A 15,673-nucleotide genomic window follows, 5' to 3' on the forward strand; every position below is an offset into this window, starting at 1 on the left:
GCATCGGGCTTCTTTTCCAACATCCTGCGCGAGCCGCTGGCCGGCAAGGAGGCGGTCCTCCCGGTGTCCGAGGACGTCCGCCACTGGCACGCCACGCCGCGTTCGGCCGTCGGCTTCCTGCTGCATGCCGGCACCATGGACCTCGCCACCGTCGGCCCGCGCCGTAACCTGACCATGCCGGGCCTGTCGGCAACCGTCGGCGAGCAGATTGCCGCCTTGAAGCGCGTTGCCGGCGAAAAGGTCGCCGCCCGCATCAAGCGGGAGCCCGATCCCTTCATCGTCGGCATCGTCGGCGGCTGGCCGCGCAACTTCAACGCAAAGCGGTCGCTCGAGCTCGGCTTCACCACCGCCGAGAAGAATTTCGACGATATCATCCGCATTCACATCGAAGACGAGCTCGGCGGCAATTTCGTCGCCTGACGCAATCGATGAACAGCGTGGATCTGGTGATGGCGAGCGTTGCTTGCATCGGCGAATGCATGGTCGAGCTCCGGCAGGCCCAAGGAGGACATTCCGCGGGACAATCTGCCGGACAGTCCGCCGGGCAGGGCGGCGGTCTCTATTCGCGCGGCTTCGGCGGCGACACCCTCAACACCGCGGTCTATCTGGCGCGGCTCGAGGTCAAGGTCGACTATCTCACCGCGCTCGGCGACGATGCCTTGAGCGATGAGATGATCGCGGCCTGGACCGGCGAGGGCGTCGGCACGAGGCGCGTCGTGCGGTTGCCGGGCAAGCTGCCCGGCCTCTACATGATCCAGACGGACGCGAAGGGCGAGCGCCAGTTCTTCCACTGGCGCGACAGTGCGGCCGCGCGCCAGCTGATGAGCCTGCCGGAGACGGACGAGCTGCTCAACTCGCTGATGAGCTACGACATCGTCTATCTCTCGGCGATCACGCTCTCGATCTACGACGCCCCCGGCCGCGAGCGCCTGTTCGCGGCGATCAAGCGCGCCCGCCTGCTCGGCACCCGCTTCGTGTTCGACACCAATTTCCGCGCGCGGGGATGGCCTGATCGCGATGTCGCCCGCGAGGCCTTCGCCACGGCGTTCGCGACCGCAGACATCGTGCTGACCTCGACCGAGGATCTCCTCGCGCTCTATCCCGGCGAGAGCCACGACCAGCTGATGGCGCGCATTCCTTCCCCCGAGCTGGTGTTCCGGCTCGCCGAGCCCGTCAGCCTGCTGCGCTTCCCCGGCGGGACGCGCGAGGTCCGTGCCGAACCAATGACCAAGCCCGTCGTTGACACCACGGCGGCCGGCGATAGCTTTGCCGCGGCCTATATCGCGGCCCGGCTCGCCGGTTCCGAGCCGGTCGAGGCGGCCCAGGCCGGCCATCGCCTCGCCAGCCTCGTGATCTGCTATCCCGGCGCCATCATTCCGGGCTATGCCATGCCGCCGAAGAAGCGGCACCGGCCGGCGACCACGCGTCAGGCGACCAAGTGAAAAGATCCAAGAGATGACCACGACTGCCCAACAGAACCACCTCGTCGCGCTGTTCAAGGCCGCGACCGTCATTCCCGTTCTCACCATCGAGCGTATCCAGGATGCCGTGCCGTTGGCGCAAGCGCTGGTCGCCGGCGGCATCCGCACTTTGGAGGTGACCCTGCGCACCTCCATTGCGATCGAAGCAGCGAGGGCGATCATGGCCGAGGTGCCTGAGGCGGTCGTCRGCATCGGTACAATTCTCAATCCGGCGGACTTCACCCGTGTCGAGAAGCTCGGCGTCGCGTTCGGCATCAGCCCGGGCCTGACCCCGGACCTGTTGAAGGCCGCCACCGATAGCTCGTTGCCGTTCGCGCCGGGCATTGCCACAGCGTCCGAGCTGATGCTGGCGCTGTCCTACGGCTTCGACGTCGCAAAATTCTTCCCGGCCGAGCAGGCCGGCGGCATCAAGGGCCTGCGCTCGCTGGGCGGGCCGTTCCCGAACGTGCGGTTCTGCCCGACCGGCGGGGTGGGGGAGGCCAATGCGGCGACCTGGCTCGCCGAGCCCAACGTGGTCGCGGTCGGCGGCTCCTGGCTGTGCCCGACGGCCGAGATCAGGGCGGGGAACTGGGCCGGCATAACTGCCATCTGCCAGCGCACCCTCAAGGCCCTGAAAGGCGCGTGAAGTCTTGCCATCGCTGCGCTAAGACTTAGCTCAGTAAGAGACGCCAGGGAGAAAAGACCATGACCGCCAGCATCGTCGGATGGGCGCACACGCCGTTCGGCAAGTTCGACACCGAAACCGTGGAAAGTCTCGTCACCCGCGTGGCCAATGAGGCTCTGGCGGATGCCGGCATTTCGGCCTCCGACGTCGACGAGATCGTGCTCGGCCATTTCAACGCCGGCTTCTCGCCCCAGGATTTCACCGCCTCGCTGGTGCTCCAGGCCGACCCGAAGCTGCGCTTCAAGCCGGCCACCCGCGTCGAGAACGCCTGCGCCACGGGCTCTGCCGCCGTGCATCAGGGTCTGCGCGCGATTGCCGCAGGCGCTGCCAAGATCGTGCTGGTCGTCGGCGTCGAGCAGATGACGCGCACGCCGGGACCGGAGATCGGCAAGAACCTGCTCAAGGCCTCCTATCTGCCGGAGGACGGCGACACCGTCGGCGGCTTCGCCGGCGTGTTCGGCAAGATCGCCAGCTCCTATTTCCAGAAATACGGCGACCAGTCCGATGCGCTGGCGCTGATCGCGGCCAAGAACCACAAGAACGGCGTCGCCAATCCCTTCGCCCAGATGCGCAAGGATTTTGGCTTCGAGTTCTGCCGCGCCGAGAGCGAGAAGAACCCTTACGTCGCCGGACCCCTGAAGCGCACCGACTGCTCGCTGGTCTCCGACGGCGCCGCGGCGCTGGTGCTGGCCGACGCCGAAACCGCCAAGACCATGAGCAAGTCGATCGGCTTCCGCGCCACCGCGCATGCCCAGGACTTCCTGCCGATGTCCAAGCGCGACATCCTCCAGTTCGAAGGCTGCACGGTCGCCTGGCAGCGGGCGCTGGAGCAGGCGGGCGTTGCGCTCACCGATCTCTCCTTCGTCGAGACCCATGACTGCTTCACCGTAGCCGAGCTGATCGAATACGAAGCGATGGGCCTGACGCCGAAGGGGCAGGGCGCCCGCGCCATCAAGGAGGGCTGGACCCTCAAGGACGGCAAGCTGCCGGTCAATCCGTCCGGCGGGTTGAAGGCCAAGGGCCATCCGATCGGCGCCACCGGCGTCTCCATGCACGTGATGACCGCGATGCAGCTCGCCGGGCAAGCGCCCGAGGGCATGCAGCTCAAAAATGCAAAGCTCGGCGRCATCTTCAACATGGGCGGCGCCGCGGTCGCCAACTACGTCTCCGTGCTGGAGCCGCTGAAGTAAGGCTGTAGGGTGGGCAAAGGCGCGACGCGCCGTGCCCACCTTCGTTGTTGCGCTAGATCATGGTGGGCTGATCTGGTCTCCTTAAAGCTCTTGATTGATTTGCAGGGAATATATCATGAGCAATGGTTACGAAGACTCGCTGTCGATGGACGCACTCAACGATCGCATCGCGATCCTCGAGGACAATATCCGGCAGCTCATCGAGCAGGCCGCGGCCGCATCCGGCGAGCAGAACGAGTCGCGCATCGCCGACCGGATCAGCCAGCAGAACGAAGAACTCGACCGGCTCCTGAAGATCCGCGAATCCCGCGAGAAGAAATAGCGGCCGATATTGCCGTGCGGCGCATGCGGCCATACGCCGGCCGCCCTTGCGCGCGCGACACCGCTGCCGTTAGCTGGACCGAAATCGCGGGCCGCGCTTTGCGCCCGCGCAATCGGGAGCGAACCAATGGGGCCGCTGAAGGGCATCAAGGTCGTCGACATGACCACCGTGCTGATGGGGCCCTACGCGACCCAGATGCTCGGCGACTACGGTGCCGACGTGATCAAGGTGGAGTCGCTGGACGGCGACGTCACCCGCCTGATCGGCCCGATGCGCCACGCCGGCATGGGCCCGGTGTTTCTCAACACCAACCGCAGCAAGCGTTCGATCTGCCTCGATCTGAAGAAGCCTTCGGGGCGTGATGCCGTGCTGCGGCTGGTGAGGGATGCCGACGTTCTCGTCTACAACGTCCGTCCGCAGGCGATGGCGCGGCTTCAGCTCGGCTATGACGTCGTCTCCGCGATCAACCCGCGCCTCGTCTATGCCGGTGTGTTCGGCTTTGGCCAGGACGGGCCCTATGCCGCCAAGCCCGCTTATGACGATCTGATCCAGGGCGCCACCGCGCTTCCCGCCTTGATGGCGCAGACCGGTGACGGCACCCCGCGCTATGTACCCAACGCGCTGGTCGACCGCATCGTCGGCCTCACCGCCGTCGGCGCGATCTGCGCCAGCCTCGTGCACCGCGACCGCACCGGGCGCGGCCAGCGCGTCGACATCCCGATGTTCGAGACCATGGCCGGCTTCGTCATGGGCGACCACATGGGCGGGCTCACCTTTGAGCCGCCGCTCGACAAGGGCGGCTATGCCCGCCACCTCTCGCGCGACCGCAGGCCCTACAAGACCTCGGACGGCTATCTCAGCGTCATCGTCTACAACGACAAGCAGTGGGAAAACTTCTTCAAGGCCACGGGCCGCGACGATCTGCGCGCCGACCCCAAATTCGCGACCTTCGCCGGCCGCGCCGGCAATATCGACGTCGTCTATGCCGAGCTCGCCCGCATCTTCGAGACGCGCACGACAGCCGAATGGATCGACCTGCTGACCAAGGCCGACGTGCCGGTCATGCCGATGCACGACCTCGCCTCGATGCTGCACGACGAGCATCTGGAGGCGACCAATTTCTTCCCGGTCGTGAACCATCCGACTGAAGGACCGATCCGCAGCATGAAGGTGACGGCGAGCTGGTCGGAGACCGAGGCCGAGCCTATCAGGCTTGCACCACGTCTCAACGAGCACGGCGCGGAGATACTGGAGGAGATCGGCTATTCCGCGGACGAGATCGCCGCCTTGGTGCGCGATGGCGTGACGCGTGCAGCGCCGGAATAGGGTTAGCGATGACGACAACTCTCTCATCCGTCATTCCGGGGCGCGACGAAGTCGCGAGCCCGGAATCCATAACCACCATCGGGAGTATGGATTCTCAGGTGCGCAATTGCGCACCGGAGCTCGCGCCTAAAGTAGGCGCGCCCCGGAACGACGAGGAGGAGAGAACATGAGCTTCATCACCGGCGTCGGCCTCACGCCGTACGGCGAGCACGAAGGCTCATCCTCGCTCGACCTGATGAGCAAAGCGGCGCAAGCCGCGCTCGACGACGCCGGGCTGAAGCGTTCGGACATCGACGGCGTCCTCTGCGGCTATTCCACCGTGTCGCCGCACATCATGCTGGCGACCGTTTTCGCCGAGCATTTCGGCATCCGCCCGAGCTACGCCCATGCCGTGCAGGTCGGCGGCGCCACGGGGCTGGCGATGACGATGCTCGCCCATCACCTCGTCGAAGCCGGCGTCGCGCGCAACGTGCTCGTCGTCGCCGGCGAGAACCGCCTCACCGGACAGAGCCGCGATGCCTCGATCCAGGCGCTGGCGCAGGTCGGCCATCCCGATTACGAGGTGCCGCTGGGCCCGACCATTCCCGCCTATTACGGCCTCGTTGCCAGCAGGTACATGCACGAATATGGCGTGACCGAAGAGGACCTTGCCGAGTTCGCGGTGCTGATGCGCGCCCACGCCTGCACCCATCCCGGCGCGCAATTCCGCGATCCCATCACGGTTGCCGACGTCATGGCCTCGAAGCCGGTCGCGATGCCGCTCAAACTGCTCGATTGCTGCCCGGTGTCGGACGGCGGCGCGGCCTTCGTCATCAGCCGCGAGCGGACGGGCGAGGCCGGTGTGCGCATCCGCGGCTGCGCCCAGGCCCACACCCATCAGCATGTCACGGCCGCGCCCGGCTTGAGCGAGCTCGGCGCCGAGATCTCGATCGCGCGCGCCAGGGAGGCCACCGGCCTTGCGATCTCCGACGTGCGCTACGCCGCGATCTACGACAGTTTTACCATCACCCTCGCGATGCTGCTGGAGGACCTCGGCCTCGCCGGCCGCGGTGAGGCGGCGGCCCGCGTGCGATCAGGCCATTTCGGCCGCGCCGGCGCGATGCCGCTCAACACCCATGGCGGTCTGCTCAGCTACGGCCATTGCGGCGTCGGCGGCGCGATGGCGCATCTGGTCGAGGCGCATTTGCAGATGACGGAGCGGGCGGCGAACCGCCAGGTACGCGATGCCTCGATCGCGCTCTTGCACGGCGACGGCGGCGTGCTGTCGTCCCATGTCAGCATGTTCCTGGAGCGGATGCGATGAGTGAGCGTCTAGCCGACTGGACCAAGGGCGAAGAGGCCATCACCTACCAGACCTGCACGTCATGCGGTCACGTGCAGTATTTCCATCGCGCCTTCTGCGCGGCCTGCGGTGCGTCCGGCCCGTCCGAGCATCGCGCCAGCGGCAAGGGCAGGGTCTATGCGACCTCGCTGGTCTGCCGCGCCGCGACGCCCGAGACGCGCGCGCACGTGCCCTACAACATCCTGCTGGTCGATTGTGCCGAGGGTTTTCGCATGATGGCCCATGGCGAGAACGACCTCGCCATCGGCGACGAGGTCGATGCGGGCTTCAAGCCGTTCGCCGGGAAGCTCGTGCCGTTCTTCACCAGGAGCAGGTAGCGGGATTTCGTCATTCGGGGGCGGTCCGAAAGACCGAGCCTGGAACGGGTATTCTGAGCCTGGCCTGTGCGAGGGGCCACCCCGGAACGACGAAAACTCTTACAACGCTTACAACTCTTAACTAGCGCCCGTAGAACAAGATGCTGGCGATGACGAGCATCGCCGYCACCGCCAGCATATGCGCGAGCGCTCCCGAGGCCGCCCCCTTGGTGGCTTCCTTCATGCCTTTATCTCCCTAGACTTGGGCGTGACTCATCGCTGCGCGGCTAGCGCACCCGACGGCCAATTGTTTTTACTCGGAACACCCCTTGCGAGTATCCGCCGCGATTTGTCCCCACGCGGCGAATATCGACTGTGCCAAGGTCGATCAGCAATGCGGCGGGATTTTGACTCGATGATGTTGCTCTTGCGGTTGCGCAGCACAGGGTTTGCGGAAACTTTCTTCAACCGCGAAAAGTTTCACCGGACCTTCTTGGGAGTATTCGCGGGCGCCTTGGTCGCGGCCATCGATTTGGCATTCGAAGCCTCCATCAGCGCATCCCTGATGTTGGTGAGGTGACGCGTCATGGCGAGGCTCGCCTTGCGTGGGTTCCTCGCTTGAACGGCTTCGAAGATGGCCTCGTGATCCCTGCGCCACATCGGGCGGTAATCCTCCATGCGCATATGGTTGTGAATTTCCTGCCAGATGCCGGACTCGGTTTGGGCGCGCCACAAGGAGTCGCTGATCGACACCAGCGTGCCGTTGCCCGTCGCTTCGGCCAGCACCATGTGGAAACGGTGGTCCGACGTGTCGGCCTCGCGTCCCTGCGCATGTTCCCAGCGCATCATGGCGAGCGCTTCGGCGAGCTGCGCGAAGGTGGCTTCGGTGCCGCGCTGCGCCGCGATCGCCGCGATCTGCGGCTCGATGAGCTGGCGCGCTTCCAGATTCTCGAACGGCCCGAAACCTTCGAGCGCTTGCACGTCGGGCGCTTCCTGACGACTGATCACGTAGACGCCGCTGTTGCTGCGCACCTTCAGCATGCCGGCCATCGCCAGCGACAGGATGGCCTCGCGCACCGTCGGCCGCGACACGCCAAAGGTCTTCGCGAGATCGCGCTCTGCCGGCAGGCGCTGGCCGATCCGGTAATTCGCCTGGATCATCGCAGCAATGCGTCGGGCGACGATCTCGAAGCTGCGTTCAGGCTTGGACGGGGGATCGTGCAACATCTTCGTGCTCATCAGCTCTTTATTTCAGTTTGACAAGCCGCCGCACGAAAGCCAAGCTGGTCAGACCAATTTGGACTGACCAGTTTCGCGCGATCGGGGTTGGGAATGCTCCGTCGGTGGGACGATGGAGGCTGCGCGCGTGTTCGACAGCAAGCCCAATTCAGCCGAGGCGCGCGACATCGCGTTCCATCTGCACTCGCAGACCAACCCACAGCGTCATGCAGAAATCGGACCGCTGATCATGGTGCGCGGCGAGGGCGTCCATGTCTATGACGCGAACGGCAAGCGTTATCTGGAAGCGATGGCCGGGCTCTGGTGCACCTCGCTCGGCTTTTCCGAGACGCGGCTCAAGGCGGCAGCAGCGGCGGCCTACGACAAGTTCGGCTTCTATCACAGCTTCAATCACAAGACGCCTGACAACACGATCGAGCTCGCCGAGAAGCTGGTCGAAATCTCGCCGATCCCGGATGCGCAGGCTTATTTCGCCACCTCCGGCTCGGAAGCCACCGAGACGATGGTGAAGCTCGCCTGGGTGTATCACGCGGTTCACGGCAAGCCCGGGAAGCGGAAGATCATCGCCCGCGATCGCGGTTTCCATGGCTCGACAATCGTTGCGGCTTCGATGTGCGGCCTGCCGCGCATGCACCGTGAATTCGGCCTCCCGCTCGACGGTTTCCTGCACACGCATTGCCCGGATGCCTATCGCGGCACCAGGCCGGGCGAGAGCGAAGCGGCGTTCGTCGATCGCCTCGCCGCCGATCTCGAAGCGCTGATCGTGGACGAGGGGCCSGAYACGATCGCAGCCTTCWTCGSCGAGCCGATCAACGCCGGCGGCGGCATCGTCGTGCCGCCGAAGGGATATTTCGCTGCGATCGAGACGGTGCTGCGCCGTCACGACATCCTGGTGCTTGGCGACGAGGTGRTCTGCGGCTTCGGCCGCACCGGCAASWKGTTCGGCTGCGAGACGGTCGGCATGAAGCCGGACATGGTGGCGCTCGCCAAGGGCATCACCTCGTCCTACTTCCCGATGTCAGCCGTGTTGCTGGGACGTCCGATCCGGGAAGCGCTCAGCGAGATGAACAAGGGCGGCGAGCTGTTCGGCCACGGTTTCACCAATTCCGGGCACCCGGTCGGCGCGGCCATCGCGCTCGAGACATTGAAGATCTATCACGAGATGGATGTGGTCCCGCATGTCCGCCGCATGGGCAGCCGGCTCCGCGCCGGGCTGGAGCAGATCGCGCGGGATTCGCGCATCGTCGGCCAGGTGCGGGGCGAGGGTTTGATGATCGGGGTCGAGCTGGTCGCCGACCCCGCGACGCGGCAGGCCTTCGACCCCGCGCTCAAGGTCGGCGCGATGTTCGACGCCCTCGCGATCGAGAATGGCCTGATCATCCGCGCGATGGGCGACACGATCGGGTTCTGTCCGCCGCTGATCATCGACGAAGCCGGAATCGACGAGGCGCTCGACCTTTTCGGGCGGACCTTGTTCAGCGCCGAAGCGAAGCTTGCCGAGACACGTCCATCTGCGTAACCCGTTGAGGAGACCATAGCATGCGCCGTCGAGACCTGCTCCGATCCACACTGGGCGCCGGTCTCGGCGTCGCCTTGGGCTCGACTTTGCCGATGCCGCGGCTGGCCCGCGCGCAAGCCTCGCGCGTGCTGCGCTTCGTGCCGCAGGCCGATGCCGCAATTCTCGATCCGATGATCACCACCGGACTGGTCAACCGGAACCACGGCTTCCTGATCTGGGACACCCTCTACGGCGTCGATGAAAAATTCGAGGTTCAGCCGCAGATGGTCGCCGGCCATACCGTCGAGAACGACGGCAAGCTCTGGACGATGACGTTGCGGGATGGCTTGAAATTCCATGACGGTGAACCCGTGCGCGGACGCGACGTGGTGGCGAGCCTGAAACGCTGGGCCTCGCGCGATGCTTTCGGCAATTCACTCTTCAATTTGGTGGACGAAGTCTCGGCGCCTGATGACAAGACCGTGCGCTGGCGTCTGAAGTCACCGTTTCCGCTGCTGCCGTTAGCGCTCGGCAAAGTGGGCGCCATCGTCGCCTTCATCATGCCGGAACGTCTTGCGCAGACGGACAGCGTCACGCCGGTCAAGGAGCTGATCGGCTCGGGTCCGTTCAAGTTCCAGGCCGATCAGCACGTGCCCGGCGCACGTCTGGTCTACACGCGCTTCGACGGCTATGTGCCGCGACCCGAGGGGACGCCGAGCCTGCTCGCCGGTCCGAAGATCGCGCATTTCGACCGGGTCGAGTGGCAGGTCATCCCGGACCCCGCGACGGCGGCGGCCGCGCTTCAGCAGGGCGAGATCGATTGGTGGGATCAGCCCATCGTCGACTTGTTGCCGAAGCTGAAGGGCAACAAGGCGCTGAATGTCGAGCTGCTCGACCCGATCGGCAATGTCGGCGTGCTGCGCTTCAACCACACGCAGCCGCCCTTCGACAACCCGGCCATCCGCCGTGCGGTGCTCACCGCCATCAGCCAGAAGGAATTCATGTCCGCGGTTGCGGGTGAGGACAGCAGTCTCTGGCGCGATAAAATCGGCTTCTTCGCGCCCGGCGGCAACATGGCGAACGATGCCGGCATGGAAGCGCTGACCGGCCCCCGCGATATCGCCGCCGCGGCCAAGGCGATCAAGGACGCCGGCTATAAGGGTGAGAAAGTGCTGCTGATGGCGCCGGGCGATTTCCCTGTCATCGGGCAGATGAGCGAAGTCGCGGCCGACCTGTTCCGCAAGCTCGGTTTCAATCTCGACTACGCGGCGATGGACTGGGGCTCGATGCTGCGGCGCATGGGCAACCGCGAGACGCCGGACAAGGGCGGATACAGCGCCTTCTGCACCTATTCCGCGGGTGTCACGCAGCTGAATCCTTCGGCGCATAACTTCATCCGCGGCAGCGGTGACAAGGCAACCTTCGGCTGGGCGAAGAGCGAGAAGCTGGAACAGCTGCGGGATGCCTGGTTCGCCGCTCCCGATGCCGCCGCGCAGGCCAGGATTGGCGTCGAGATGCAGAAGCAGTGCTTTATCGATGTTCCCTACGTTCCGCTTGGTGTCTTCTATCAGCCGACCGCTTACAAGAAGAGCCTGACGGGCATGCTCAAGGGCCTGCCGTTGTTCTGGAACGTGCGCGGCGCCTGAAGAAGGATTTTCGATGCTTCCGATCACCGGTTATGCGGACCGCTGGAGCGTGCGCTCCGGCGACGACATCAACTTCATGATCGCGGTCAAGGGCGGCGGCCGCTATTCAGCGCGGATCGCCCGCGTCATCTGTGGTGACCCGAACCCGAAGGGGCCCGGTTATCGCGAGATTCCGGTCAAGTGGGACCTCGAAGGCCAGCACGACGGGATCGAGCAGACCATCGCAAAGGGCTCATGGGTCGATGTATCAGCGCTGGCGTTGCCGGTAGGCCCGATCGCTTTTGCCGCGACCGTCTGGCCAACCCTGCTCGCCACGGGCAGGCAGGCCGTGCTGAACTGGGCGGGCGTCGGCGGCTCGTTGACGCTTGGTGTCGGCGAAAGGGGCGCTTTCGTCCGGCTTGTCTCCGGGCAGGACACCGTCGAGGTCGAGACCGGCATCGCGCTGACCGAGCGGGCGTGGCACGATATCGCGTGCCTGTTCGACCCGGCGACCGGATCTCTGGCGATCGCACAGGCCCCCCGCAAGATCAGGCTCGACCGCGACGAGCGCGCGACGAAAATGCTGAGCGCGCCAAAGGCTGCGCTCGCCGGCATGGGGGCGGCGGCGATCGCGGCGGAGCGCGCAAGCCCGGGCGCAGTCCACCATTTCAACGGCAAGATCGAACGGCCGCGCATCGCCGATGGCGCTGCGGGCCTTGACGGCGTCATCGCCGCTCAAGGCTCCGAAGCTGCGGCCCCGGCCATCGCCGAATGGGATTTTTCCATCGGCATTCCGACCGACATTGCGACCGATATCGGTCCTTCCAACGCGCACGGCGTTTGCATCAATTTGCCGACGCGCGCGATGACGGGATCGCGCTGGACAGGCGGCGTGACGCATCGCTGGACGGAGGAGCCGAAGCTCTGGGGCGCGATCCATTTCCACGACGACGATATCGGTGATTCCGGCTGGCAGCCGTCGCTGAGCTTCACCGTGCCGGAAGACTGGAAGAGCGGCGTCTATGCGCTGCACCTCGAAAAGGACGGAGCGCGCGACAACATCGTCTTCTATGTCCGCGCCAGGATACCGGGGTCGCAGGCCAAGGTGGCGTTCCTCGCCCCGACCTTCAGTTACACGGTCTATAGCCAGTTTCAGAAGAAGGGCAGGCAAGCCCTGATCACGGAGCGGTCGCTGGCCTGGGGCGCGCTGGCGCAGGCGCCGGACGGCCATCCCGAATACGGCGTTTCGCCCTACAACTTCCATTCGGACGGCAGCGGCGTGGTGATGTCGACCATGCGCCGGCCGCTGATCGACAAGCGCGTGAACCAGATCCACCTGGTCGATCCCAGCGACTACGGCTCCGGCCTCTACTGGATCTCCGCCGACAGCGCCATCACCGATCTTCTGACCCGCAAGGGCATCGACTTCGAAGTCATCACCGATCACGACGTTCATGCGGAAGGTGTCGGGCTGCTGTCGCAATACAGCGTCGTGCTCACCGGCCAGCATCCGGAATATCACACGCACGAGACGCTCGATGCGCTCAGTGCCTATCTCGGCAATGGCGGCCGCTTCATGTATCTCGGCGGCAACGGCTTCTACTGGAAAGTCGTGCCACACGGGACGGGCCCCTGGGCTTTCGAATTGCGACGCGCCGAGGGCGGCATCCGTCTCTGGGAAACGCTGCCCGGCGAGAGCTATCATGCTTTCGACGGCTCCTATGGCGGCCTCTGGCGACGGCTCGGCCGCCCGCCGCAGGCGCTGGTCGGCGTCGGCTTCAGTACGCAWGGGGAGTACATGGGCTTCCCCTACACCTTCCTCGACGGCATTCTCGATTCCCGCGTCGCATTCATGCGCGAGGGTATCGAGGATCTGGCAAGGCCGGGCGCCAAGCTCGGCGAGCGCGGCTTCATGGGCGGTGGCGCCGCAGGCCACGAGCTCGACCGCGCCGACACGCGCCTCGGCACGCCGCATCATGCGATCATCATCGGCCGGGCCGTGCTTACCGATCCGACCTATCAGCCGGTCAACGAGGAGCGCTACGACCATACCTGGCCGGCGTCGCGCGAGGAGATCATCCGTTCCGACCTGACCTTCTTCGAGACGCCGAATGGCGGCGCGGTCTTTTCCGTCGGCTCGATGAATTTCATCGGTGCGTTGCCGGTTGACGGCTACAACAACGTGGCGGCCCTGTTGGTGACCAATATCGTCCGCCGCTTCGCTGATTCCACGCCGTTCCAGGCGCCGAAAGCGTCGACTGCGTAGCGATGACGCGATGCGTGATGATGTTGCGCTTGCGTCAGCGCAAGATTAGTCTTGGGAACTCCTAAAAACGACAACAAGACCAAGACCCAAGGTGACTGATGGCCCGTATCCACTACAGCGACCCGATCAACGCATCCGACCGCACCCGCGAAATCCTCGACAAGAACCGCCACGCCAACATCTTCCGGATGATGTCGCATTCGCCGAGCTATTTTGAGCAGTACTGCCGGCTCGGCGGGGCTATCCGCCACAAGGGCGAGCTCGATCCGGTCGTGCGAGAGCTCGCCATCACGCGCACCGGCATCTTGTGCGAGRCGCCTTACGAGATCGTCGCGCACAAGCGCATCGGCAAGAATGTCGGCGTCACCGACGAGCAGAACGAGGCGCTGGAGAACTGGCAGGGCGCGAGCTGCTTCAATGAGGTGCAGCGCGCCGCGCTCGCCTTCACCGACGAGATCGTCAAGCTGAACAAGCCGACGGATGCGACCTTCAAGGCGATCGCATCGAAGCTGACGCCGGCCGCGCTGGTCGAGCTCCAGCTTTCGGTCGGCTTCTACATCATGACGTCGAAATTCCTGGAGACGTTCGAGATCGATCTTCAGCCGGTCACGGAAGTGGTGGGCTGATCCAAAACCGCGGCGAGGGATGCCGATGACGATCGATGAATATGCGGTCTGGGCCGCGAGCGTTGCGAAGGTCGACGAGCATCCGTCGAACGAGCGGCTGTCCTATCTCGGGCTCGGCCTCGCCGGTGAATCGGGCGAGGTCGCCGATCACATCAAGAAGCTGCTGCGCGATGACTGGCTCGATCAGGCGGGCCTCGTCGATGAGCTTGGCGACGTCATCTACTACTGGGCCTGCCTGTGCGCGGCGACCGGCCAGAAGCCATCCGAACTGCTGAAAGCAAGCGCGGCCAAGATCAATCGGCGACTGAGCGAGGCGGCGAGCCGCTAAGCGCGTATCGGCGAACTCACGTCGACGTCAGGATGTCCACCTTGGCATTGGCGACGATCAGGCGGTCGGCGAGCAGCTGCGCGAGGTTGCGCATGATGCGCTCGGAGGCCGGCGGATGCTGCTCGCGGAAGCGCTCGAAATCCTTCAGCGGAGCTTCGAAGGCCGTCGCCGCCATGTCCGCGAACACGTCGGCGGAACGGGTCTGCTCCAGCAGGGCCATCTCGCCGAACGCCATGCCGGCGGTCAGCGTCGCCAGCCGCACGCCGTCAGGCAGCGTGACATGCACCGCGCCGCTACGCAGGAAGAACAGGGCGTCGGCGGGCTCGCCCGTGGTGAGGATCTTTGCGCCGGACTGATAGGTCCTGATCGTGCAGATCGCGCCAAGCTCCTTCAGCTCTTCCGCGCTCAGTCCGTCGAGCAGCGGCTGCTCGGCAAGCTCGGTGGTCTCGTGAAAATCGATCGAGCCGCCATGGCGGTAGACGATCTGGTCTTCGGCCCATTCGATCGCGGTGTCGAGCAGGTAGAAGTCGCGGACGTTCTTCAACTCCGCGGTCCACTCCCGCAAGCTGTTCCACTCCTTGGAGGCACGCCTGACCCCTGACAGCACCACCGTGACGTTCAGCGCGGCGAGCTCCTCGAAAGCCTCGGCCACGAGTCGCGCGCCGGCGCGCGTGGTAGAGGTGACGCGGTGGAGGTCGAAGATCACGAATTGCGGCCGTGGCCGCCCCGCGAGCCGCCGCGATACGTAGTCGACCGCCGACAGCGACAGCGTGCCAACCAGCTCGATGATCCGCACCTCCTGCTCATGCGCCGCCAGAATCTCGCGCTCCTGCAGACGGCGGACGCGGCGGGACGGGCTCTTGCCGATGTCGTAGTCGGCGATGACGGCGTTGCGCGCGTCGTCGCTGCGGTTGAGCATGTGCAGGTCGTAATGCGAGGACAGCGCCTCGCAGACCTTGATGCCGCGCACGCTGTTGCCGTGCTTGTCGAGTTTTGGCGAATAGCTGCCGAGCCCGAGCCGGGCGGGGAGCGCCGCCAGAATGCCGCCGCCGACGCCGCTCTTGGCGGGAATGCCGATGCGGTAGATCCATTCGCCGGCATAATCGTACATGCCCGAGGACGTCATCACCGACAGCGTGCGCGAGATCGCGTAAGCGCTCATCACCTGCTCGCCCGTGACCGGATTGATGCCGCGATTGGCGAGCGTTGCCGCCATCACTGCGATGTCGCGCGCCGTGACCAGCACCGCGCATTGCCGGAAATAGACGTCCAGCACGGCGGCGACGTTGTCCGAGATCACCGCATTGGTCTTCAGGAGATAGCCGATGGCGCGGTTGCGGTCGCCGGTCTGGCTTTCGGAGGTGTAGACGGCCTCGTCCACGGCGAGATCACGTCCCGCAAAGCGGCTGAGCGCAAGGCGGATCTGCTCGAAGGCCTCCGTGCCCTTGCTGTCGTAGATCAGTCCGGTGC

Annotated in this window: 15 protein-coding genes; 13 read left to right on the forward strand and 2 right to left on the reverse strand. The window is 65.3% G+C overall.

The window, feature by feature from the left end:
• The 8 genes from AC1D00_RS04695 to AC1D00_RS04730 form a co-directional block, all read left to right on the forward strand.
• A partial coding sequence (locus AC1D00_RS04695; RefSeq protein WP_477009844.1) for a Rossmann-fold NAD(P)-binding domain-containing protein occupies nucleotides 1-420 on the forward strand: 420 nt, incomplete at its 5' end.
• 29 nt (nucleotides 421-449) lie between these two features.
• Nucleotides 450-1,442 carry a sugar kinase gene (locus AC1D00_RS04700; RefSeq protein ID WP_167770705.1) on the forward strand — a complete coding sequence of 331 codons (993 nt, stop codon included), beginning with the start codon at nucleotides 450-452 and terminating at the stop codon, nucleotides 1,440-1,442.
• Between the two features lie 13 nt (nucleotides 1,443-1,455).
• Entirely contained in the window at nucleotides 1,456-2,106 is a 651-nt protein-coding gene (gene eda, locus AC1D00_RS04705; protein WP_477009845.1) for a bifunctional 4-hydroxy-2-oxoglutarate aldolase/2-dehydro-3-deoxy-phosphogluconate aldolase, read from the forward strand.
• 59 nt (nucleotides 2,107-2,165) lie between these two features.
• Complete coding sequence (locus AC1D00_RS04710; RefSeq protein WP_477009846.1) at nucleotides 2,166-3,335, forward strand: acetyl-CoA acetyltransferase; 1,170 nt, start codon at nucleotides 2,166-2,168, stop codon at nucleotides 3,333-3,335.
• A gap of 115 nt (nucleotides 3,336-3,450) precedes the next feature.
• Entirely contained in the window at nucleotides 3,451-3,657 is a 207-nt protein-coding gene (locus AC1D00_RS04715) for a hypothetical protein (protein ID WP_027543142.1), read from the forward strand.
• Between the two features lie 126 nt (nucleotides 3,658-3,783).
• Nucleotides 3,784-4,983, forward strand: coding sequence for a CaiB/BaiF CoA transferase family protein (locus AC1D00_RS04720; protein WP_477009847.1), 1,200 nt, complete (start codon nucleotides 3,784-3,786; stop codon nucleotides 4,981-4,983).
• A gap of 166 nt (nucleotides 4,984-5,149) precedes the next feature.
• Nucleotides 5,150-6,286, forward strand: a complete 1,137-nt coding sequence (locus AC1D00_RS04725) for a thiolase family protein (protein ID WP_477009848.1) — start codon at nucleotides 5,150-5,152, stop codon at nucleotides 6,284-6,286.
• Nucleotides 6,283-6,642, forward strand: a complete 360-nt coding sequence (locus tag AC1D00_RS04730) for a Zn-ribbon domain-containing OB-fold protein (RefSeq protein WP_477009849.1) — start codon at nucleotides 6,283-6,285, stop codon at nucleotides 6,640-6,642. Before AC1D00_RS04725 ends, AC1D00_RS04730 begins: the two co-directional genes overlap by 4 nt.
• A 459-nt stretch (nucleotides 6,643-7,101) precedes the next feature.
• Here AC1D00_RS04730 and AC1D00_RS04735 read toward each other — a convergent pair whose 3' ends face one another.
• Nucleotides 7,102-7,860, reverse strand: coding sequence for a FadR/GntR family transcriptional regulator (locus tag AC1D00_RS04735; RefSeq protein ID WP_477009850.1), 759 nt, complete (start codon nucleotides 7,858-7,860; stop codon nucleotides 7,102-7,104).
• A 127-nt stretch (nucleotides 7,861-7,987) separates the two neighbouring features.
• On the opposite strand from AC1D00_RS04735, the gene AC1D00_RS04740 reads away from it, so the two are divergent.
• The 5 genes from AC1D00_RS04740 (at nucleotide 7,988) to AC1D00_RS04760 (ending at nucleotide 14,203) form a co-directional block, all read left to right on the forward strand.
• Nucleotides 7,988-9,379: an aminotransferase gene (locus tag AC1D00_RS04740; RefSeq protein ID WP_477009851.1), complete on the forward strand. Its 1,392-nt coding sequence runs from the start codon at nucleotides 7,988-7,990 to the stop codon at nucleotides 9,377-9,379.
• Nucleotides 9,380-9,399: 20 nt separating this feature from the next.
• Nucleotides 9,400-11,004: an ABC transporter substrate-binding protein gene (locus AC1D00_RS04745; RefSeq protein WP_477009852.1), complete on the forward strand. Its 1,605-nt coding sequence runs from the start codon at nucleotides 9,400-9,402 to the stop codon at nucleotides 11,002-11,004.
• Between the two features lie 13 nt (nucleotides 11,005-11,017).
• Nucleotides 11,018-13,249, forward strand: a complete 2,232-nt coding sequence (locus tag AC1D00_RS04750; RefSeq protein WP_477009853.1) for a N,N-dimethylformamidase beta subunit family domain-containing protein — start codon at nucleotides 11,018-11,020, stop codon at nucleotides 13,247-13,249.
• Between the two features lie 98 nt (nucleotides 13,250-13,347).
• Entirely contained in the window at nucleotides 13,348-13,875 is a 528-nt protein-coding gene (locus AC1D00_RS04755) for a carboxymuconolactone decarboxylase family protein (RefSeq protein WP_477009854.1), read from the forward strand.
• Nucleotides 13,876-13,900: 25 nt separating this feature from the next.
• Nucleotides 13,901-14,203 carry a nucleoside triphosphate pyrophosphohydrolase family protein gene (locus tag AC1D00_RS04760; RefSeq protein ID WP_404555544.1) on the forward strand — a complete coding sequence of 101 codons (303 nt, stop codon included), beginning with the start codon at nucleotides 13,901-13,903 and terminating at the stop codon, nucleotides 14,201-14,203.
• 16 nt (nucleotides 14,204-14,219) lie between these two features.
• Here the strand turns inward: AC1D00_RS04760 and AC1D00_RS04765 are convergent.
• A partial coding sequence (locus AC1D00_RS04765; protein ID WP_477009855.1) for a glutaminase occupies nucleotides 14,220-15,673 on the reverse strand: 1,454 nt, incomplete at its 5' end.

The organism is Bradyrhizobium sp. P2_E8 (assembly GCF_056403875.1).

Coding starts and splice junctions, on each gene's coding strand:
- AC1D00_RS04700 (WP_167770705.1), top strand. CDS start 450: ATGGCGAGCGTTGCTTGCATCGGCGAATGCATGGTCGAGCTCCGGCAG.
- AC1D00_RS04715 (WP_027543142.1), top strand. CDS start 3,451: ATGAGCAATGGTTACGAAGACTCGCTGTCGATGGACGCACTCAACGAT.
- AC1D00_RS04720 (WP_477009847.1), top strand. CDS start 3,784: ATGGGGCCGCTGAAGGGCATCAAGGTCGTCGACATGACCACCGTGCTG.
- AC1D00_RS04725 (WP_477009848.1), top strand. CDS start 5,150: ATGAGCTTCATCACCGGCGTCGGCCTCACGCCGTACGGCGAGCACGAA.
- AC1D00_RS04730 (WP_477009849.1), top strand. CDS start 6,283: ATGAGTGAGCGTCTAGCCGACTGGACCAAGGGCGAAGAGGCCATCACC.
- AC1D00_RS04735 (WP_477009850.1), bottom strand. CDS start 7,860: ATGAGCACGAAGATGTTGCACGATCCCCCGTCCAAGCCTGAACGCAGC.
- AC1D00_RS04745 (WP_477009852.1), top strand. CDS start 9,400: ATGCGCCGTCGAGACCTGCTCCGATCCACACTGGGCGCCGGTCTCGGC.
- AC1D00_RS04760 (WP_404555544.1), top strand. CDS start 13,901: ATGACGATCGATGAATATGCGGTCTGGGCCGCGAGCGTTGCGAAGGTC.